Source organism: Comamonas odontotermitis (assembly GCF_040396735.1).
GTDB lineage: Bacteria > Pseudomonadota > Gammaproteobacteria > Burkholderiales > Burkholderiaceae_C > Comamonas > Comamonas odontotermitis_C.
This window is the reverse complement of record NZ_JBEBNZ010000001.1, coordinates 325,141-344,708: the sequence shown is the minus strand read 5'-3', so window position 1 is coordinate 344,708 and position 19,568 is coordinate 325,141. Positions and strand designations below refer to the sequence as shown.

Here is a 19,568-nt window from a genome sequence, read left to right as displayed (position 1 = left end):
GGGTGCACCGAATCGCGGGCGCTTCGCTACAAGCGCCCTGATTTCCTGCGTAAAGCAGCCCCTTTGGGCAAAGATTCTGCCATCCGCTAAAATTGCCCCAGTTTCAGCCAGCGCCTGCTGGCTTTGTTTTTTGCAGTCCTGCACGGACCTGCCTCCCCATTCGTACTGCTACTGTGTCCTACGCTCCCGAAACCCGCCGCCGCCGCACCTTCGCCATCATCTCCCACCCGGACGCTGGTAAGACCACGCTGACCGAAAAACTGCTGCTGTTCTCGGGTGCGATCCAGATCGCGGGTGCCGTCAAGGGCCGCAAGGCCAGCCGCCATGCCACATCCGACTGGATGGAAATCGAAAAGCAGCGCGGCATCTCGGTGGCCTCATCGGTGATGCAGATGAGCTACCGCGACCATGTGATCAACCTGCTCGACACCCCCGGCCACAAAGACTTCTCGGAAGACACCTACCGGGTGTTGACGGCCGTGGACTCAGCTCTCATGGTGATTGACGCAGCCAACGGTGTGGAAGCACAAACCCGGCGCCTGATTGAAGTCTGCCGCCAGCGCGACACGCCCATCATCACCTTTGTCAACAAGATGGACCGCGAAGTGCGAGATCCGCTGGACATCATGGACGAGGTCGAGCGCGAGCTGGGCATGCCCTGCTGCCCCATCACCTGGCCCGTGGGCCAGGGCAAGAGCTTTGGCGGCATCATCAACCTGCGCACGCAGAGCATGACGGTGTTTGCCGCAGGCAGTGAAAAGCGCCCGCAGGATTTCGAGGTGATTCCATTGTCAGATGCCGACAAGCTGCGCGCCCGTTTCGGCCAGGCCTTCGACGATGCGCTCGAATCCATGGAACTGGCCGTGGGCGCCTCCGCCGAATGGGACCATGAAGCCTTCCTGGCGGGCAAGCTCACGCCAGTGTTCTTTGGCTCGGGTGTGAACAACTTCGGTGTGATGGAAGTGCTGGACGCGGTGGTCGACATGTCGCCCCCGCCCGGCCCGCGCGTGGCCTTCACCGAAGTGAACCGCAACCGCGAAGAGCGTACCATCCGCCCTGAGGACAAGAACTTCTCCGGCGTGGTGTTCAAGGTGCAGGCCAACATGGATGCCAACCACCGCGACCGGATCGCCTTTGTGCGGGTGGCTTCGGGCAAGTACACACCCGGCATGAAGATGAAGGTGCAGCGCACCGGCAAGGAACTGCGCCCCACATCGGTAGTCACCTTCATGTCCCAACGCCGCGAAGCGGTTGATGAAGCCTACGCTGGCGACATCATCGGCTTCACCATCCATGGCGGCGTGCAACTGGGCGACTCCATCACCGACGGCCCGAGCCTGCAGTTCACCGGCCTGCCTTTCTTTGCGCCCGAAATGTTCATGACCGTGGTGCTGAAGAACCCGTTGCGTACCAAACAGTTACAACAGGGCTTGATGCAGTTGGGTGAAGAAGGTGCCATCCAGGTCTTCAGGCCCGATGTCGGCGGCAACATGCTGCTGGGCGCGGTGGGCCAGTTGCAGTTTGAAGTGGTACAGCACCGCCTGAAAGCCGAATACGACTGCGACGTACGCCTGGAAGGCTGCCAGTACACCGGCGCACGCTGGATCACGGCCGATTCGCCGGCCGAGTTGCGCGAGTTCGAGAACGCCTACCCCATGCGCCTGGCCCACGATGCGGCCGACACCCTGGCCTATCTGTGCACCAGCCCGTATGACGTGCGCCTGGCGCAGGAACGCTTTCCCAAGATCCACTTCCATCCGCTGCGGGAGCATGCAGGGTTGGAATTGCAGGCCAACGGGTAGACACCCTCGCCCAGAGGCGGTGCCATCGGCCACCAAGAGCCGATGGCGAGGGCCCGGTACTCCAGATCACGGCACCTTACCTGCCGTTACCTCACGGGAAGGCTGCCAAAAAAAGCGCAAGTCCTGGGCCCGGACTTCACCCAGGCACGATTACCGTGCCCTCTTTCCATGACCTGTGGGCAGCACAGTCATGCGCCATGGCCATCGCAGCCTGCACTGCCTCCAGTGGCGGCCTGTACGAATTTTTCAGGGCATGGCTCCCGCTCTCTCAGGCAGCTATCGTGCATCGCATCAGGAGCAATCCTTCTGCCTACCGCCCAAAAGGCCGCGGAAGGGATGAACGATCGTGGTTCACCCTCATCCTCTTGGCGCGTTTGCACATGACACGAAGTGCTAGCTGCGGCTTCGCCTTTTCCAAAACAACGATTTACGTTATCTGATAAACATCTAAAAATAAAGATTTTTTGAATCAATCTTAAAGATACGTTGTACCATCCGCTCTGTCCCGCCCCAAGCATGGCGCTGGAGAACGCTGCGATGCAGCAACTTACAACCTCTTTTCGCATCCGCCCGCTAGGACACCACCGAAGTCTTCACCATGCAGAGCATTCGAGCCAATTAGACAGGAACCGTGGGAAATAGGCAGACCATAGCCCGGATTTTCAGCCAGGGTCAGCTCCCTGTAGAGTCGAAAGGCGCTCTTGGTCACAGCAATAAATTCACTGGGTGATTAATGAAAAAAATAAGTTGGCGGACGCTTTTTTTCTCTTTTTGGCTGATCGTTGGTGCAGTGTATGTGAGCCACAGCTGGTCTCCCTCCTCTTATGCCTACGCGCTCAGCAATCACTATGGCTACCAGGACATCGGCCCCACGCTAGGAAAGCCGCGATCGATTCGTGCGGACGAATGGGCGGTCGTGACGCCTCTGACGCAAGCAACAGTGCGTAACCAATTCGAGCGCTATAACAAGACATCGCTGTACGAAGAAGATCTGCGCATCAATTACGGTTTACCAATCGCTGATTGGGGCATTGTCTTCAAGCCCACAATGTGGCTGTATGGACTGATAAATCCGGCCTATGCCTATTCATTTCACTGGTTTGCTATCTTTGCGCTCTTCATTGGTGGCTACGCATTCATTTTCAAGAAATTTGGTGCCAGCGATGCGGTCGCAGCGATGCTTTCTTTCGGCCTGTACTTCACGGGATTTAGTCAATTTTGGTGGAATGAGAAAGGTCCATTGATTGCAATTTTTCCGTGGACTATTATTCCATTTTTTCTGAATATTCGATTATCGCTGCAATTGATATGGTTTTATTATGCAGCGGTCTTCTGGCTATTGACTAATTTTTATCCACCAATACAGATCTCACTCGCATTTGTTGGCCTGGTTGTACTGATTGCCAAGCAGCCACACATCTTCAGACCGCGAACATTGGTATGGGTACTGATTGCTGCAGCACTTGCTGCGGGAACTGCGGGCCTGTATCTCTATGATTACCTTTCTGCAACAAGCAGCACCATATATCCAGGCAGCCGTCATTCCATGGGTGGTGGAGTCCCTATCAGGTTCATCGCCTCATGGTTTCTCCCTGCCATCAATTTCAGCTGGATTTACAACAGCCTGATTGGAATCAATATCTGCGAGATCGGAACGGTTGGCATGTATTACTATGCGGCTGTGCTTTTCTTTCTGAACTATGGAAACTATGGGAAATTGTGGAGTGATGCTTCGAGGCGAAGAGTTTTTATCGCATTATTAACAGGTCTTGTTATTCAGCTGATCTGGATAACCATACCCCTTCCATATCAATTTGGAAAAATACTGCTTTGGGACCATGTTGAGCCAGCAAGAATGCAATATGCCAGTGGTGTACTTTTAACCTTGTTTATTTTGTATACAGCAAACACCATTGGTTTGGAATTTTCACTGAAACGCCTTGCGTTGTTTTCTGCCTCCATTCTGGCTGGATGGGTCGTTTTCAAATATCCTTTTGGTGCAAAAAGAATGGAAGACCTTCTTTTTGTTTTTGTACTGATTGCCATATACATGGCCGCAAGAAAGAGAGCAATACCTCCTCACGAATCCATTGCCCTTGCTTCGTTGGTTTTTGGTGCCATTATTTTCGGCCGATTCAATCCGCTGCAATCTGCTTGGCCAATCTTCAATATTCAACCGAATGAAGTTGTCAAATACCTGCATGAGCAAGAAACCAAGAATAACAACATACTTGTTTTTCCTCATCTCCATGGAGCAACTGCCAACGGCTTGGGTTTTCGCTCGTTGAGCCACACGACTGCAGTGCCTCAAATGGCATTTTGGAGGAAAAATTTCCCAGAATTAAGTTCCGATGAATTGAATCACGCATTCAATCGCTACTCGCATATCATGCCGGACTTGATACCCTCGCCCTTTTCTCAACAACCCGATGCGGTTCAGGTTCCCATTGATCGCTTTACAAAAGTGGACCATGCGATTGCAGTCAGCGGTTATCCTGACAACATCAAGAAAGCAGGTGGATTCAGTATTGAAAAGCAATACCCCACTGCATTCCTCATCAGCGGATGGGGAGCCTGGGAAAGTGCACCTGAGTTTCATGCAATTGAAATAATGTCCCGACCTCAGATCACAGGGAAAGCAGAAGTCACCCCCATAATTCGACCTGACCTGCCGCTCAATACCAGCGGGGCAATTTCTTCATTGAATGGATTCAAGTTATTGATTCCAACCCTCGACAAGAAACCCTTTGATTGCCTTTCACTGATTGCATTAGATAGAAAAACCCAGGTTCGCACCTTGCTCGAAAATCCGAACAATCTTCCGTCTTGCAAAGCTGCAACACCTTGATTTTATGAGAATACAGATTCTAAAAGTCAATTTTAAAGATCCATATTATAAATTCTAAGCCTAAATGCAAAAAATTAAAAATCCAAGAGAGACATACCTCGTCAATATGGATATGCTGCGGGCCCTTGCTGTAATTGGGGTTGTTGCACATCACACAAAGGCCGTAACGGGATTCAATATTCCTTTTATTGGCGACTATGGCGGGCTGCTGGGCGTAGAGCTTTTTTTCATCATCAGCGGATTTTTGATTACTGATAGTGCTTGCAGAAGTGACCTAAAAAAATACACCATCCATCGCCTATTCAGAATTTTCCCAGCATACTGGCTCACATACTTGCTGCTCGCAATACCTGCTGGGATATTTCTAAAGCCCGATCAAGATTGGCTTGCGCTCCTTCTGAACATCATCAACTTTCAACAACTCTCACCCAAGGCGTTGATTGAATATGACGTTCTGCATGTTTCCTGGACCTTGACGGTTGAATTGATCTGGTACTTTATCGCACCAATATTCATACTTGGCAAAGGACGCTGGGCTCTTTGGTGGCTGATTGCCAGCATACTAATATCCACATCATGGAGCTATCTCGCAGCACACGGTTATTTCAATGCATGGTTTGCCAATGGATTTGCATCGTCGAGAAATCCGGCAGATCCTGGCCAGGTTGGGATCATCATCAACAATGCATTTCCCGCACAGATGTTCTTCTTCATACTTGGCGGGTGTATCTATTTTTATCGTGACTTCTTCTTTCGCATCAATGAAACTCTCATCAACGCAACCATCGTAGCATTCATTCTTTTGATCGGTGTTTACCAAGGCAGGCTGCCGTCACCTATATTCTTGACGGGTCTCGGCCTTGGTGCTTTGCTGATCAAGGTGCTGCGTGCACCGCCTACGAAAGACAAGATTCTCCCCCGTATTGGAAAAATATCTTACTCTGTCTACCTGATCCATTTTCCGGTCATTATATTTTTTGTTCAAAAATTCAATGCATCGTTGGGAAATTTCTCGATTGCCCTGGCATATCTGACCATATTTATATTTTCCAATATAATTTATGAGTTGATCGAGAGAAAATTTATCGCCGTTGGCCGAAAACTCGCTTAGAAGCCAATTCCTGTTCCTAGTCGTCTTGTGAGTCGCGCAACGCCGATGTCATTCGTTGAAAGCCTTCATCCCTCCCCCTTTGCTGTCAGCAAGACAGCCTGGATGCGCTCGCCTCTTTCTTATTGGGGATGGATCGCACTCGTAAGTGCATTGTCCCTCTGGCTGCGCATGGCCTTTCCAATACTGGCCGTGGGCTGGGCCGCGCATGATGATCTGCTGTTTGTGCGTCTTGCGGCTGAAATCGGAATGGGCCACTGGCTGGGCAACTACAACGAACTCACGCATGCCAAAGGAGTCGGCTATCCCCTTTTCCTGTTGCTCAATCACGCAACCGCTCTGCCTTTGAAGTTCTCCGAGCACGCCCTGTATCTGGCATCAGCGGCTTTTTTCGCACATACGGCCGGGCAGATGTTGCGTTCCCGGCCTTTGGCGTTGGTGCTGTTTGCCGTGGTGGCCTTCCAGCCAGCAGCATGGCTGGAGCAATCGGGAGGCCGTGTGATGCGCGAGGGCATCTATGTCTCGCAGACCTTGCTGCTGCTGACCCTGGGCCTGCGCTGCTGGGTGCTTGCAGCGACACAGGCCTTGCCAGCCACACAGTTGCGTGCGCAATGGCGTCCACTGCTCGCCATGGGGCTGGTCGGCGGATGGTTCTGGCTGACCCGCGAAGAAGGTGTATGGCTTCTGCCCGCGCTGACATTGCTGCTGGCCTATTGGCTGTGGGCGCAGCGCCATGCGCTGCGGCGCCAATGGCGGGCTGCACTGGCCTTTGCTGCATTACCCATTGCGGTGGCGACGGTGATGGTCGGCGCAGTCAATACGACCAACTATGCGGTCTACGGGGTGTTCCGCAACAACGATTTCCGCTCGAGCGATTTTCTGGGTGGCTATGGGGCGCTCACCCGCATTCGCCACGATCACTGGCAGCGTTATGTCCCTTTTCCCAAGGATGCCCGCGAGCGCGCCTATGCCATGAGTGCAGCTGCACGTGAGTTGAAGCCCTATTTCGAGGGTGATGGAGGTGAATTCTGGCGACAAGGAGGCTGCGCGCAGACCCAGACTTCCCCTTGCCCTGAAATTCTATCGGGCTGGTTCATGTGGGCGTTGCGCCGCGCCGTAGCCACCACGGGACACTACCAAAGTGCTCAGGAAGCACAATCTTTCTACCGCAGGCTGGCCGCAGAAATCGACGCCGGTTGTCGCCAGCATCCCGACGACTGCCTCCCCCCGCGCGCCACTATGGTGCCACCGTGGCATGAGGGTTATGCACTCGATGCCATCAAGGCATCCGGACAGGTCTTCTGGACGCTTGCAACCCTGGACCACGCAACGCTCAAACCCTATCACAGCGTGGGTCAGCCACTGCATCTGAGGTTGTTCGAGGTCGTGACCAACGGCCCGATTGCCCCCATGGCCGACACGCCGCCACTGGAAGTGGACCTGACATCGCCGCGCGATACATTTCGACTCCAGCTTGCTCAATGGATCGCAACCGCCATGAGCAAGGCGTCGGCAGTGGCACTGCCAATGGCTTTTGCCTTGTGGTCTCTGTGGACGGTGGTATTGATTGTCAGAAGGCGCATGCCCGATGTCACCTGGATGCTGGCGGCCAGCCTGGCTGCCGCCCTGGCAACCCGGATCGCATTGCTTGGCTTTCTGGAAGCAACTTCGATCCCGAGCAATTACATCCTCTACCTGTACCCGGCGGTACCTCTGTCCCTCGCGTTTCCGGTCGTGGTGCTATGGAGCGTTGCCCAGCGCCTCAAGAGCCGCAAAAACAGCGGGCACAATGCAGCAACTGCCTGAATGATTGAGAAGAATCCTGAAAATGAGTGCACAACAACCAGTCCAGCTCTATCGCAACCAGCGCATTGCCGTCATCCTTCCCTGCCACAACGAGGAGTTGACGGTGCGCCCGGTGGTCGAGGGCTTTCGCGAGGCGTTGCCCGAAGCGGAAATCTACATCTTCAACAATCTCTCGACCGATCGAACCGCTGATTTGGCCATTGAAGTCGGCGCGCATTTACGCAACGTCAATCTCAAGGGAAAAGGCAATGTGGTGCGCCGCATGTTCGCCGATGTGGACGCAGATGTGTATGTGATGGCCGATGGCGATGCGACCTACCATGCCCCGTCTGCGCGCATCCTGATCGACAGGCTGATCGACCAGCAGCTGGACATGGTGGTGGGCGCGCGCGTGGAGGCGGAGCCGGAGGCGGGCGACAAGGGCGAGGCCTACCGGCCGGGCCATCGCTGGGGCAACAAGCTGCTGACGGGCACGGTGCAGAAAATCTTTGGCGGGAGCTTTCGCGACATGCTCTCCGGCTACCGGGTGTTTTCGCGGCGCTATGTCAAATCGTTCCCTGCGCATTCGCATGGTTTCGAGATCGAGACCGAGCTGAACGTACATGCCCTGGAGTTGCGCATGCCTTGTACCGAAATCGACACGCCCTATGGCGCAAGGCCCGAGGGCTCCGCGAGCAAGCTGTCGACGTACCGTGATGGTTGGCGCATTCTCAAGACCATTGGCCGGCTTGTTGTGAGTGAAAAGCCGCTGCAGTTCTTTGGCTTGCTGGGTGCAGTGCTGGCCCTGTTGGCGGTGCTGCTGGCTGCGCCCATCCTGATTGAGTACGGCCATACCGGATTGGTGCGGCGCTTTCCAACCCTGGGCCTGGTCACCGCCTTGGTGGTGTGTGGTGGCATCTCATTTGTCACAGGGCTGATTCTGCAGGCCATCACCCTGGCCCGCCGGGAGGCCAAGCAATTTGCCTACCTGGCAAGCACGGCAGCTGGAAAGTGAAGCCACTCGGAATCAGCCGCTCGTTTCTCTGGTTTCTGGTTGCGGGCGGATTGGCTTTTCTGGTGGATGCCGGCGTGCTCACCCTGCTGCGTGACGTATTGGGGGTCTATGCCGCGCGCGCCATATCATTCTGGCTGGCGGCCACCACGACATGGCTGATCAACCGGAATATTTCCTTTGCCGGCCGCAATGCGTCTGGCGGACTGGTAGCCGAGTATCTTCGCTACCTGGGGCTGATGCTTGGCGGTGGTGCAGTGAACCTTGGCGTCTACTCGCTGTTGGCCTGGCAGCTGCCGCAAGGCCCATGGTGGCTCATGCTGTATGTGGCGGCAGGCACCGTCGCGGGCATGGCGGTCAACTATCTGGGCCTGAGCCGGCTGCTGTACCGCAAGAGGCAGGCAGACTAGCTCCGTGCCGATGAATAACCGACTACGGCAGGGATGCGGCGTGTACCGCAACCGCTCACGCCGGCAACAGGGATCGATGACCATGGCCTGCTACCCCGCAAGACAATAGACCGTACCCGCCCAAAGAATGCATGAAACAAATGGATTTGCGCCCAGCCAACAATTTTGATGCCCTGCGGCTGTTTGCCGCCTTGTCCGTGCTTTACAGCCATCAATTTCCTCTTACAGCGACAACGCCTCCTGCGTGGATGAACGTGGCCATGATCGGAGGGGCTGCAGTGATGGCCTTTTTCGTCATCAGCGGCTATCTGGTCACCTTGAGCTGGTGGGCACAGCCACGGCTGTTGCCATTTGCAGCCAAACGCGTCTTGCGTATCTGGCCGGCGTTGACGGCGGTGGTCCTGCTCGCACTGTTTGTACTGGGCCCCGTGTTTACCAAGGTCCCATTGCATGATTACTGGCAGAACGCCGTGACCTGGGACTATCTGCGCAACATCGCACTGCAGATACGCTTCAGCCTGCCCGGCGTTTTTACCGATCATCCGCTTCCCAATTCCATCAACGGCTCCCTATGGACCATCCCTATCGAGGTCAGTTGCTATGCAGTGCTGGCTGCTGCCGGGCTATTGGGCTTGCTCCGCTCGCGGCGCATATGGGCCTTGCTCTGCGTGGCCTATCTGGTCTGGTTTCTCTCGACCATGACGATGGACCTGACGGGGGCCATGAACCATTACTGGGAATTTCCGGCCTATTTCGCCTTTGGCTCCCTGATAGCCGCCTTCAACAAGCAATTTCTGCAGCATCGTGCGGTATTTGCCATTGCTGCATGCGCCTGTGCACTCGTGGCATACGCTCTTGGGTTTCCATATTCCGCGCTTTTGCTGTTCATGCCTGCCACACTGCTGGCGGTTGGTACTGCATCATGGCCCATACTGTCTCAAGCTGGCCGGCTTGGCGATGTATCGTACGGGGTGTATCTATATGCATTCCCGATTCAGCAGTGCGTGCGTGCGCTGGCCCCTGGCCTGGATTTCACCACCAGCCTGGCGGTGGTCGTTGCGCTCACGCTCGCGGCAGGGTGGCTCTCCTGGCGTCTGGTGGAGGCCCCCGCTTTGCGCCTAAAAACCTATCTGCGATGATGGCCCCTGCCGAACAGCAACTACCCCCAATGTCCTTCTGTGCCGCATTCGCCCGCAGCTGACGCTGCCCACCGGCAGAATTCGACCGAAAAAACAACCCTCGCATCCTTGAACAGTCCCGCTTTTCCGCAATGCAAGCTCTTGATACCTGGAACCCTTCCCACGGCCCCATTGTTGGCCTGTTGACCGATATTGATGACACCCTCACCACCGAAGGCGTGGTGCCCGCCGCAGTGGTGCAATCCATCGCAGCACTCAAGGCCAAGGGCCTGGCGGTGATTCCGATTACGGGGCGCCCCGTGGGCTGGAGCGTGCCATTTGCGCAAGAGTGGCCCGTGGACGCCATCGTGGCGGAAAACGGCGCTGTGGCGCTGCGCCGCAATGCCCTGGGTGGGCTGGACAAGCTCTACCAGCAGGACGACGCCACCCGAATCGCCAACTTTGCCAAGATGCAGGCTGTGCTGGAGCAGATCGAGGCCACGGTACCGGGCGCGCGGCGCGCCACAGACTCAGCGGGCCGCGAATGCGACATTGCCGTGGACCACAGCGAGTTCACCCATATGCCGCAGGCACAGATCGATCAGTGTGTCGCCATCATGCGGGCTGCAGGCATGAATGCCACGGTCAGCTCCATTCATATCAACGGCTGGTTTGGCGGACACAACAAGCTCGAAGGCGCGCGCTGGATCGTGAAGACGCTGTTTGGCAGGAATCTGGACGCCGAGATCGGCCAGTGGTGCTACATCGGTGACTCCACGAACGACCAGTTGATGTTCCAGCACTTTGAAAACAGTTTTGGCGTTGCCAATATTGCGCGCTTTGTACCCCAACTGTCACACTTGCCACGCTATGTGACGCCGGGTGAGCGCGGCGCGGGCTTTGTGGAGCTGGCCGAACGATTGTGCACTGTGGTTTGAGCAGACTCGCGGCAGACGCCTGCCGCACTTCCACCACGAATCAGGGCTTGAAGTCGAACTGCTGCTGCAGAATGACCTTGATGGGCTGGTTGGCCTTCATTGCCGGGCGGTATTTCCACTTGCGTACGGCTCGCTCCACTTCACCGGCCATGTCCTTGGAAGTAGTGGTCAAGGTCTTCACCTCGCCCACGCTGCCGTCCACATTCACGACGAACTGAACGCGCACGCTGGCAGGTTGCGCCAGCGCCCCTGCTGGGTAGGGATAGCGGGGAGACGCGCCAGTCAGCAGCTGAGGCGCGCTGTCGCAGGCATCGCCTGCGCAGCCAGCGGCCGGCAAGGCGCTGGAGGCTGCAGGCACTGTTGCAGCGGCATCGGCCTTCTCGGCGGTCTTGGCAGTCTCCTGCGTGGCGCAACCGGCCAGCAAGGCAGCAAGCACGGTCACAACGGCGGAACTGGTTCGGATAAAAGACATGGTCTGAAAACTTCCGGAATAGAACTTGCGCAAACAGGAATGCATCATCGGCATTTCCATCGGAGCAACACTTTGCTCACGTCAAATCTGCGCAAATCATGCAAAAGATACACGGCAAAGGGCATTCGCCTGCGCTTTTGGCAACAGAGGAGCGCACCACAACCCCATGTTTTACCATGAGCGCACGGCCACATTGTGGAGAAACCTGGGCATGCGCGTTTCCCGCCGCGCTTGCAGGCCTGAAATTACGTTGGTGACTCCGCGTATTTGCGCTTGCGGTTAGCATGTATGCGCCCGTCCGCCTGTGCTGCGGCGCGATCACCAGGGTTTGCCTGCACAAGGCATGGTTTGCCCAGGCAGGCCCGAACATTCCCAAGACATGCAAGGAACAACCGCAATGACCACCGCGTATCCGGATACCCGACTGCTGATCAACAACGAATGGTGCGACGCCTCGGATGGCAAGACCATTGATGTGGTGAACCCTGCGACCGGCAAGACCATCGGCAAGGTGGCGCATGCCACCAAGAAAGACATGGATCGCGCGCTGGAAGCCGCGCAGGCAGGCTTCAATACCTGGCGTGCCATGCCCGCAATCGAGCGCGCAGGCATCATGCGCAAGGCTGCCGCCCTGCTGCGCGAGCGCGCTGATGCCATCGCCAGCCTGCTGACGCAGGAGCAAGGCAAGCCGCTGGTGGAAGCCAAGGGCGAAGTGCTGGCCGGTGCCGGCATCATCGAATGGTTTGCCGACGAGGGCCTGCGCGTGTATGGCCGTATCGTTCCCGCCCGTGTGGCCAACGTGCAGCAACTGGTGATCAAGGAGCCCGTCGGCCCGATTGCTGCCTTCACGCCCTGGAATTTCCCGATCAACCAGGTGGTGCGCAAGCTGGGCGCCGCGCTTGGAACAGGCTGCTCCTTCCTGGTGAAGGCGCCCGAGGAGACCCCCGCATCGCCCGCTGCGTTGCTGCAGTGCTTCGTGGATGCAGGTATTCCCAAGGGCGTGTTGGGCCTGCTGTACGGATCGCCTGCTGAGATTTCGGAATACCTGATTCCCCATCCCATCATCCGCAAGGTGACGTTTACCGGCTCCACCGCCATTGGCAAGCAACTGGCTGCACTGGCTGGCGCGCACATGAAGCGTGTGACCATGGAGTTGGGCGGACACGCGCCGGTGATCGTAGCCGAAGACGCCGATGTGGAACTGGCCATCAAGGCCACTGCGGCGGCCAAGTTCCGCAACGCGGGCCAGGTCTGCATCTCGCCGACGCGCTTTTTGGTGCACAGCAGCATCAAGAACGAGTTCGTCGATGCCTTTGTCAAGCGCGCCGAAAGCCTCAAGCTGGGCGACGGCCTTGCCGATGGCACGACCCTGGGCCCTCTGGCCAATGCCCGCCGCCTGACCGCCATGGCCAAGGTGGTGGAAGACGCCGCCGCCAAGGGCGCCAAGGTGGCTACCGGTGGCGCACGCGTGGGCAGCGAAGGCAATTTCTTCGCCCCGACCATTCTGGCCGACGTGCCCATGAACGCCTCGGTGTTCAATGACGAGCCCTTCGGCCCGATTGCCGCTATCCGCACCTTCGACAAGCTCGAAGACGCGATCACCGAAGCCAATCGCCTGCCCTTTGGCCTGGCCGCGTATGCCTATACCCGCTCGTACAAGAACGTGCAGATGCTGTCCAACCAGATCGAGGCCGGCATGGTCTGGATCAACCAGCCTGCCACGCCAACGGCCGAATTCCCCTTTGGCGGCGTGAAGGACTCAGGCTACGGCAGCGAAGGCGGCCCCGAAGCGATGGAGGCCTATCTCAATGCCAAGGCCGTGTCGATCACCGCTGCTTAACCACTACCAGACCAGCCCGGCTTGGTCCCGAAAAGCAAAAAGCAAGCCTGCGGGCTTGCTTTTTTATTGGGGGATGGCAGCACCATCTATCGCATGCTGCATTTTGAGTAGCAAACTATGCTTACCTCTTCAGGACCAAAGTCTGTTTTCATTGGAAAATGCTGTTCCAGGGCGGTTCAACGCTCTGCGGCATCAGCTTCTCTTTCGCGCTGGCTGGGAAGACCGAAGGCTACCGCCCCCAGCGCGCCCTGTACCAGCGCGTACACGCCGTAGATCAGGCCTACGCCAACCGCCACGGCAACCGGCACACCGAACGGCGCTAGCGCTGCAGCACTGGCCGCTTCGCGCGTACCCCAGCCGCCCACGCTGACCGGCAGCGCCGCCATCAAAAAGATGGGAGCCATGGCAAAGGCCCATGCCGCAATCGGCAGATGAATGCCCAGTGCCAGACCGCCCAGCGCCAGAGCCCCTGCCGACAATACCTGCACCAGCGCCGACGAAGCCGCCTGCACCAGCATCTGCGCATGAAAATCAGGCCGCTGCGCCGCCTGCAGCAGTGGCAACAGCCATGCAGGCAGATGGGCCGCATCGCGCCGGCCCAGCCACCACAGCAGCCCCCAGGGGAGCGCAATCCACAGTACCGTTCCTGCCAGCATGGCCGCAACAAACCAGGCCTGCGGCACCCGCACCACCGGCGCCAGCGCAGGGGCGGCCACCGCCGCACCCAAGGCGCCAATCGCGCACAGCATCCACAGGCCGCTCAGCCGATCCAGCAGCACCGACAGCGACGATGCCGCCTTGCCCTGCCCCGTGCGCTGCAGCACCACGGCGCGGTATACATCGCCGCCCACCACGGCACCGGGCAGCAAGGCGTTGAGGCCGATGGCCTGAAAGTACCAGCGCAGTGCATCGGGCCAGCGCATCTCCGCGCCCAGCCAACGCGCCAATGCGCGCCAGCGCCATGCAGAAACCACGTTGGATGCGATTGCCGCGCACAAGCCCGCTGCCAGCCACCCGCCATTGGCTGCGCGCAGGCGCGCCCACAGTGCAGCAGGGTCGGCAAAATAGGCAACGGCGCCCAGCAGGAGGGCGCCGCTTGCGGCCTTGATGCAGGCTTTCTGGACTCGGTTCACGCAGGCGCCACGCTCATGCAGCAGCAGCGGCTGCCGCGCGCGGCACCTCTACGCGCACCATCTGCGGGGTTTCGCCCGTGGTGTCGATGCGGTATTCATCCGCGTAGTACTGGCGGCCACCGCCCGATTCATAGTACACGCGGGTCAGCATTTCCCCAATCAGGCCTGCGGCAACAAAGGTCATGCCCATCAGCACCAGCATCACGCCCACGATCAGCAGTGGGCGGCCGCCGATGCTCTCGCCCATCAGCTTGACGACGAACAGATAGGCCAGGATGAGAAAGCCCGGCGTGGCCAGCCACAGGCCCAGGCCGCCAAAGGCGTGCAGCGGGCGCTGGCGGTAGCGCATCAGAAACACCATCAGGATCAGATCCAGGATGACGCGGAAGGTGCGGTCAATGCCGTACTTGGACACACCCGCCGTGCGCGCATGGTGGCGCACCGGCACCTCGGTGATGCGCGCACCGGCATCACGCGCCAGCGACGGAATGAAGCGGTGCAGCTCGCCGTACAGGTGAATACGGTCGATGATGTGGCGACGGTACGCCTTGAGGGCGCAGCCATAGTCGTGCAGTTGCACGCCAGTGGCGTTGGATATGAGCCGGTTGGCTATTTTTGACGGCAATTTGCGCGAAATTGCCGCATCCTGGCGATCCTTGCGCCACCCGGACACCATGTCCACGCTGGCATCGGTTTCCAGGCGGTTGAGCAGCAGCGGAATATCGTCGGGCTCGTTTTGCAGGTCGGCATCCAGCGTCACGACATACTTGCCACGCACGCGATCAAACCCGGCCTGCAGCGCGCTCGATTGGCCGTAGTTGCGGGCCAGAACCACCGGCCGCAGCCAGGGCCGGGTCGATGCCAACTCCAGCAGCAGCCTGGCACTGTCGTCCTTCGATCCATCGTCCACGGCAATCAGCTCGTAGCTGAGCGGTTGCGCGCGCATGGCCGCATCAATCCGGTCCACCAGGGCGGTCAGGTTGTCAAATTCGTTATAGATGGGGACGACGATGGATACGGCAGGAGAAGACACGGCGCTTGGTATTTTGCTTAAACAGCGGTGGCCTATACTACCTGATCCGCCCTTTCCTCTGCTGCTGATGCGACAGGCCAGGCCCGTGCCCAGGCCACTTGCGCATGGGCGCACCCGTGTTTCTGCCATGACGTCTTCGCCCTCCGCTCCTGCCAAAGACTGGCAGCAGCCTCTCTACCAGCACCCACTGGCCTGGATACTGCTGCTGGCCTGCGCGCACATCATCTCGCGCGTCGCCATCTCGGAGGGCATGAAATGGGACGAGTCCGAACAGATCCTGTGGTCACAGGAGTTTCTGCTGGGCTACGGTTCGCAGCCACCCGCTTACAGCTGGCTGCAATGGGCCGTGGGCCAGGTGCTGGGGCCGTCGGTGCTGGCGCTCTCCGTCGTCAAGCACAGCCTGATCGTGCTCACCTATGTGCTGGTCTGGCAGGCTGCACGCGTGCTGCTGCCCGCCAAGGGCGCCTTCTGGGTGGCAGGCGGCCTGCTGCTGATGCTGCCCTTTGGCTGGGACAGCGTGCGCGACCAGACCCACACCGTCCTCGTGACCGCCATGACCTTTGGCACCTGGTGGATGGTGCTGCGCCAGGTCAAGACGCCCAACCCTGTTCATTTTGTCTGGCTGGGCGTGTTCTGCGGCCTGGGCATGCTGGCCAAATACAGCTTTGCCATGCTGATCGGCGTGCTCTTTGTCGCGGCACTCACAGTACCGCAGGTGCGCCGCGCCATACTGGGCCACGGCTGGTGGCTCGCTCCGCTGGTGGGCCTGCTGATCTTTGCGCCTCACGCCTGGTGGCTGTCGCAGCATTGGCGTGAGGCCACCACGGAGACCATCCACAAGATGGACATCTCCACCCAGGTCTCGCACCTCAAAGGCCTGGGCGCCCTGGCCAAGGCCGTATTTTCCACGCTGGGGCTGTGGCTTATCGTTGCGCTGGCAACCTATCGCAACCGCTTATGGAAGGAAGCCTACCGTGCCAATGCCACGGCGGACACCGCACCCGACTGGCGCGCCTGGGCCTGGCCGCTGCTGCGCCGCTACCTGGCCCTGGTGTTCCTTGTTCTGATTGCCATGGTGGTGGTGGGCGATGTCAGCAGCTTCAAGCAGCGCTGGGTGCTGCCCCTGACGGCCATTGCACCACTGGCGCTGTATGCCTGGCGCCCAGCCCTGCTGGCAGAAGGCTCAGGCCGCGGCTACACCACGGTGGTGGTGCTGTTTGCGCTGGTGTTCTGGACCCTGGCCACCATCCGCCCCTGGCAGGCCGACTGGCGCCACGACCCCGACGAGCTGAACCACCCGGTTGCCCAACTGGCCCAGCAGCTGGCGGCCGCTGGCTACGACGGCAAGGGCGTGATCATTGGCTCGGACAACATGGTGGCAGCCATGCTGCGCTCGCACAACCCGCATGCCTATGCCATGTCCTGCACTGCCGAGTGGGGCCGCATGGCCGAATGCCTTGCCGGTGGCCGCTCCCGGGCTGCCGATACCGGCGTAGGGCTGCTGTACATTGCACGCATGGACAAGGCTACGCCCGACTGGTGGGACATCGTGCTTGCCAGCCACCCCGGGGCTGTGCCGCAGTCCCTCACCATTCCTTTCGTCCATATGCGTGCCAGCACGCCGCCCATGCAATACCAGTATGTGTGGCTGCCAGCCCCCGTCAGTCCATGAACACTGTTCTCGTCACCGGCGCCGCCGGTTTTATCGGTATGCACTGCGCCCAGCGCCTGCTCGCGCAGGGGTTGGCTGTAGTGGGCATCGACAACCTCAACAGCTACTACGATGTGGCGCTGAAGGATGCGCGCCTGGCGCAGCTGCAAAGCCACCCCCATTTCCGCTTTGTGAAGCTGGATGTGGCCGACCGCGCTGGCATGGCCGCCCTCTTTGACGAAGTGCGCCCGCAGCGCGTGCTGCATCTGGCGGCCCAGGCCGGCGTGCGCTATTCCATCGACCAACCCGACGACTACACCGACAGCAACCTGCTGGGCTTTGGCAATGTTCTGCAAGGCTGCCGCAGGCACCAGGTGGCGCACCTGGTGTACGCCAGCAGCTCCAGCGTGTATGGCGGCAATGCCAAGATGCCTTATGCCGAGAGCGATGCGGTCGACCACCCGATCAGCTACTACGCGGCCACCAAGAAGGCCAACGAGCTGATGGCGCATACCTATTCGCACCTGTATGGCATGCCCACGACCGGGCTGCGGTTCTTCACCGTGTACGGCCCCTGGGGTCGGCCCGACATGGCCTTGTTCAAGTTCACCAAGGCCATTCTGGCGGGCGAGACCATCGACGTGTACGGCAACGGCGAGCTGGTACGCGATTTCACCTTCATCGACGACATCGTGGAAGGCATCCTGCGCGTGCTTGTCAAGCCTGCGGCTCCCGATGCCAGCTATGACGCGCTGCAGCCCAACCCGGGCACCAGCACCGCCCCTTACCGCATCTTCAACATCGGCAACAGCAACCCCACGGTGCTGATGGACTACATCGCAGCACTGGAATCGGCCTTGGGCACCACCGCCAACAAGCGTATGCTGCCCATACAGCCGGGCGATATGCACAGCACATCGGCCGACACCCGCGCCTTGCAGGCCTGGGTGAACTTTGCCCCATCGACCACTGTCAGAGACGGTGTCCAGCGCTTTGTGGACTGGTACCGCTCGTTCTACCGCGTATGAAAGTCACTGTTTTCGGAACCGGCTATGTCGGTCTTGTACAAGGTGCCGTGCTGGCCGACGTGGGCCACCAGGTACTCTGCGTAGATGTGGACGCCGCCAAGGTGGCCGCACTGCAGGCCGGGCAGATTCCCATCCATGAGCCAGGCCTCGACAAGCTCGTGACCAGCAATCACGCCAACGGCCGCCTGCGCTTTACCACCGATGCGGCCGAAGGCGTGCAGCACAGCGAGGTCATCTTCCTGGCCGTGGGCACCCCGCCCGATGAGGATGGCAGCGCCGACCTGCAATACGTGCTGGCGGTGGCCCGTACCATTGCCCAGCACATGACGGGGCCGCGCATCGTCATCAACAAGTCCACCGTACCCGTGGGCACCGCCGACAAGGTGCGCGACGTGATTGCGCAAGGCCTTGCTGCACGGGGTGCGAGCTACGGCTTTGATGTGGTCTCCAACCCCGAATTCCTGAAGGAAGGCGCCGCAGTGGCCGACTGCCAGCGGCCCGATCGCATCATCATCGGCACCGGCAACCCGGCATCCGAGGCCCGGCTGCGCGAGCTGTACGCGCCCTTCAACCGCAACCACGACAGGATCGTGGTGATGGATGTGCGAAGCGCGGAGCTGACCAAGTACGCCGCCAATGCCATGCTGGCCACCAAGATCAGCTTCATGAACGAGATCGCCAACCTGGCTGAACGGCTGGGCGCCAATGTGGAAGCCGTGCGCCGCGGCATCGGCAGCGACCCGCGCATCGGCTACCACTTCATCTACCCCGGTGTGGGCTATGGCGGCAGTTGCTTCCCCAAGGATGTGAAAGCCCTGGTGCGCACCGCGCAGGACACCGGCTTCGAGCCCCTGCTGCTGAACGCCGTGGAGGCCCGCAACGAGGCCCAGCGCAATGTGCTGTTCGAGCGCATCAGCGCCTTCTATGGCGGACTGTTGCAGGGCAAGACCATTGCGCTGTGGGGCCTGGCCTTCAAGCCCAATACCGACGATATGCGCGAGGCGCCCAGCCGCAACCTGCTCGAAGCCCTGTGGGCGGCAGGCGCCCGGGTACAGGCCTACGACCCGGTGGCGATGAAGGAAGCGCAGCGCATCTATGGCGAGCGCGAAGACCTGGTGCTGGTGGACAGCGTGGACGCAGCCGTGCAGGGCGCCGATTGCCTGGCAATCGTCACCGAGTGGCAAATCTTCCGCGCACCCGATTTTGAGCAACTCGCCGCCAGCCTGAAGGACCGCATGGTGTTCGATGGCCGCAACCTCTATGACCCGGCGCTCGTGGCAAGTCACGGCCTGGGCTATGTCTCCATCGGCCGCCAGCCTGTGCAGCCCAAGGGCCATTGAAGCGCGCCCCCAACAGCGGGATCGGGAGCACACAAAAAAGCAAGTCCACG

15 protein-coding genes are annotated in these 19,568 nt (G+C 59.1%); 12 read left to right on the top strand and 3 right to left on the bottom strand.

The window, feature by feature from the left end; genetic code table 11:
* The first annotated feature begins 173 nt into the window (after window positions 1–173).
* From ACH2DG_RS01550 to ACH2DG_RS01515, 8 genes are all read left to right on the top strand, one after another.
* Window positions 174–1,802 (top strand): peptide chain release factor 3, encoded by a 1,629-nt coding sequence (locus tag ACH2DG_RS01550; RefSeq protein ID WP_395023959.1) that lies wholly within the window; start codon window positions 174–176, stop codon window positions 1,800–1,802.
* Window positions 1,803–2,535: 733 nt separating this feature from the next.
* Window positions 2,536–4,650, top strand: a complete 2,115-nt coding sequence (locus ACH2DG_RS01545) for a hypothetical protein (protein ID WP_395023958.1) — start codon at window positions 2,536–2,538, stop codon at window positions 4,648–4,650.
* Window positions 4,651–4,714: 64 nt separating this feature from the next.
* On the top strand, window positions 4,715–5,761 hold the full coding sequence (locus ACH2DG_RS01540; protein WP_395023957.1) for an acyltransferase family protein: 1,047 nt from the start codon (window positions 4,715–4,717) through the stop codon (window positions 5,759–5,761).
* Between the two features lie 168 nt (window positions 5,762–5,929).
* The gene (locus ACH2DG_RS01535) at window positions 5,930–7,564 is read left to right on the top strand and encodes a hypothetical protein (protein ID WP_395023956.1); all 1,635 of its coding nucleotides are present in this window, start codon (window positions 5,930–5,932) and stop codon (window positions 7,562–7,564) included.
* Between the two features lie 22 nt (window positions 7,565–7,586).
* Window positions 7,587–8,558, top strand: coding sequence for a glycosyltransferase family 2 protein (locus tag ACH2DG_RS01530; RefSeq protein WP_395023955.1), 972 nt, complete (start codon window positions 7,587–7,589; stop codon window positions 8,556–8,558).
* Window positions 8,555–8,965, top strand: a complete 411-nt coding sequence (locus ACH2DG_RS01525; protein ID WP_395023954.1) for a GtrA family protein — start codon at window positions 8,555–8,557, stop codon at window positions 8,963–8,965. Before ACH2DG_RS01530 ends, ACH2DG_RS01525 begins: the two co-directional genes overlap by 4 nt.
* Window positions 8,966–9,105: 140 nt before the next feature.
* On the top strand, window positions 9,106–10,104 hold the full coding sequence (locus ACH2DG_RS01520) for an acyltransferase family protein (protein WP_395023953.1): 999 nt from the start codon (window positions 9,106–9,108) through the stop codon (window positions 10,102–10,104).
* A gap of 131 nt (window positions 10,105–10,235) precedes the next feature.
* Entirely contained in the window at window positions 10,236–11,021 is a 786-nt protein-coding gene (locus tag ACH2DG_RS01515) for an HAD-IIB family hydrolase (protein WP_395023952.1), read from the top strand.
* A 40-nt stretch (window positions 11,022–11,061) separates the two neighbouring features.
* On the opposite strand, the gene ACH2DG_RS01510 is transcribed toward ACH2DG_RS01515, so the two are convergent.
* Window positions 11,062–11,493 carry an energy transducer TonB gene (locus ACH2DG_RS01510; RefSeq protein WP_395023951.1) on the bottom strand — a complete coding sequence of 144 codons (432 nt, stop codon included), beginning with the start codon at window positions 11,491–11,493 and terminating at the stop codon, window positions 11,062–11,064.
* Between the two features lie 397 nt (window positions 11,494–11,890).
* Here ACH2DG_RS01510 and ACH2DG_RS01505 point away from each other — a divergent pair, with 397 nt between their 5' ends.
* Window positions 11,891–13,333, top strand: coding sequence for an NAD-dependent succinate-semialdehyde dehydrogenase (locus tag ACH2DG_RS01505; RefSeq protein WP_395023950.1), 1,443 nt, complete (start codon window positions 11,891–11,893; stop codon window positions 13,331–13,333).
* Between the two features lie 176 nt (window positions 13,334–13,509).
* Here ACH2DG_RS01505 and ACH2DG_RS01500 read toward each other — a convergent pair whose 3' ends face one another.
* Window positions 13,510–14,466: a lysylphosphatidylglycerol synthase transmembrane domain-containing protein gene (locus tag ACH2DG_RS01500; RefSeq protein WP_395023949.1), complete on the bottom strand. Its 957-nt coding sequence runs from the start codon at window positions 14,464–14,466 to the stop codon at window positions 13,510–13,512.
* Window positions 14,467–14,479: 13 nt separating this feature from the next.
* Window positions 14,480–15,499, bottom strand: a complete 1,020-nt coding sequence (locus tag ACH2DG_RS01495) for a glycosyltransferase family 2 protein (protein ID WP_395023948.1) — start codon at window positions 15,497–15,499, stop codon at window positions 14,480–14,482.
* Window positions 15,500–15,626: 127 nt separating this feature from the next.
* On the opposite strand from ACH2DG_RS01495, the gene ACH2DG_RS01490 reads away from it, so the two are divergent.
* From ACH2DG_RS01490 to ACH2DG_RS01480, 3 genes are read left to right on the top strand one after another with little or no spacing between them, the layout of a single operon-like run.
* Entirely contained in the window at window positions 15,627–17,171 is a 1,545-nt protein-coding gene (locus ACH2DG_RS01490) for an ArnT family glycosyltransferase (RefSeq protein WP_395023947.1), read from the top strand.
* A complete protein-coding gene (locus ACH2DG_RS01485) occupies window positions 17,168–18,178 on the top strand; it encodes an NAD-dependent epimerase (protein ID WP_395023946.1) in 1,011 nt (336 codons plus the stop codon). Before ACH2DG_RS01490 ends, ACH2DG_RS01485 begins: the two co-directional genes overlap by 4 nt.
* Complete coding sequence (locus ACH2DG_RS01480) at window positions 18,175–19,518, top strand: UDP-glucose dehydrogenase family protein (protein ID WP_395023945.1); 1,344 nt, start codon at window positions 18,175–18,177, stop codon at window positions 19,516–19,518. The genes ACH2DG_RS01485 and ACH2DG_RS01480 overlap by 4 nt, the downstream gene beginning before the upstream one ends.
* Window positions 19,519–19,568 lie beyond the last annotated feature (50 nt).

What these genes read in the sequence shown, in the direction of transcription:
- ACH2DG_RS01480 (WP_395023945.1), top strand. Translation starts at nt 18,175, where the DNA reads ATGAAAGTCACTGTTTTCGGAACCGGCTATGTCGGTCTTGTACAAGGT.
- ACH2DG_RS01535 (WP_395023956.1), top strand. Translation starts at nt 5,930, where the DNA reads ATGGCCTTTCCAATACTGGCCGTGGGCTGGGCCGCGCATGATGATCTG.
- ACH2DG_RS01505 (WP_395023950.1), top strand. Translation starts at nt 11,891, where the DNA reads ATGACCACCGCGTATCCGGATACCCGACTGCTGATCAACAACGAATGG.
- ACH2DG_RS01540 (WP_395023957.1), top strand. Translation starts at nt 4,715, where the DNA reads ATGCAAAAAATTAAAAATCCAAGAGAGACATACCTCGTCAATATGGAT.
- ACH2DG_RS01515 (WP_395023952.1), top strand. Translation starts at nt 10,236, where the DNA reads ATGCAAGCTCTTGATACCTGGAACCCTTCCCACGGCCCCATTGTTGGC.
- ACH2DG_RS01490 (WP_395023947.1), top strand. Translation starts at nt 15,627, where the DNA reads ATGACGTCTTCGCCCTCCGCTCCTGCCAAAGACTGGCAGCAGCCTCTC.
- ACH2DG_RS01530 (WP_395023955.1), top strand. Translation starts at nt 7,587, where the DNA reads ATGAGTGCACAACAACCAGTCCAGCTCTATCGCAACCAGCGCATTGCC.
- ACH2DG_RS01545 (WP_395023958.1), top strand. Translation starts at nt 2,536, where the DNA reads ATGAAAAAAATAAGTTGGCGGACGCTTTTTTTCTCTTTTTGGCTGATC.
- ACH2DG_RS01520 (WP_395023953.1), top strand. Translation starts at nt 9,106, where the DNA reads ATGGATTTGCGCCCAGCCAACAATTTTGATGCCCTGCGGCTGTTTGCC.
- ACH2DG_RS01485 (WP_395023946.1), top strand. Translation starts at nt 17,168, where the DNA reads ATGAACACTGTTCTCGTCACCGGCGCCGCCGGTTTTATCGGTATGCAC.
- ACH2DG_RS01510 (WP_395023951.1), bottom strand. Translation starts at nt 11,493, where the DNA reads ATGTCTTTTATCCGAACCAGTTCCGCCGTTGTGACCGTGCTTGCTGCC.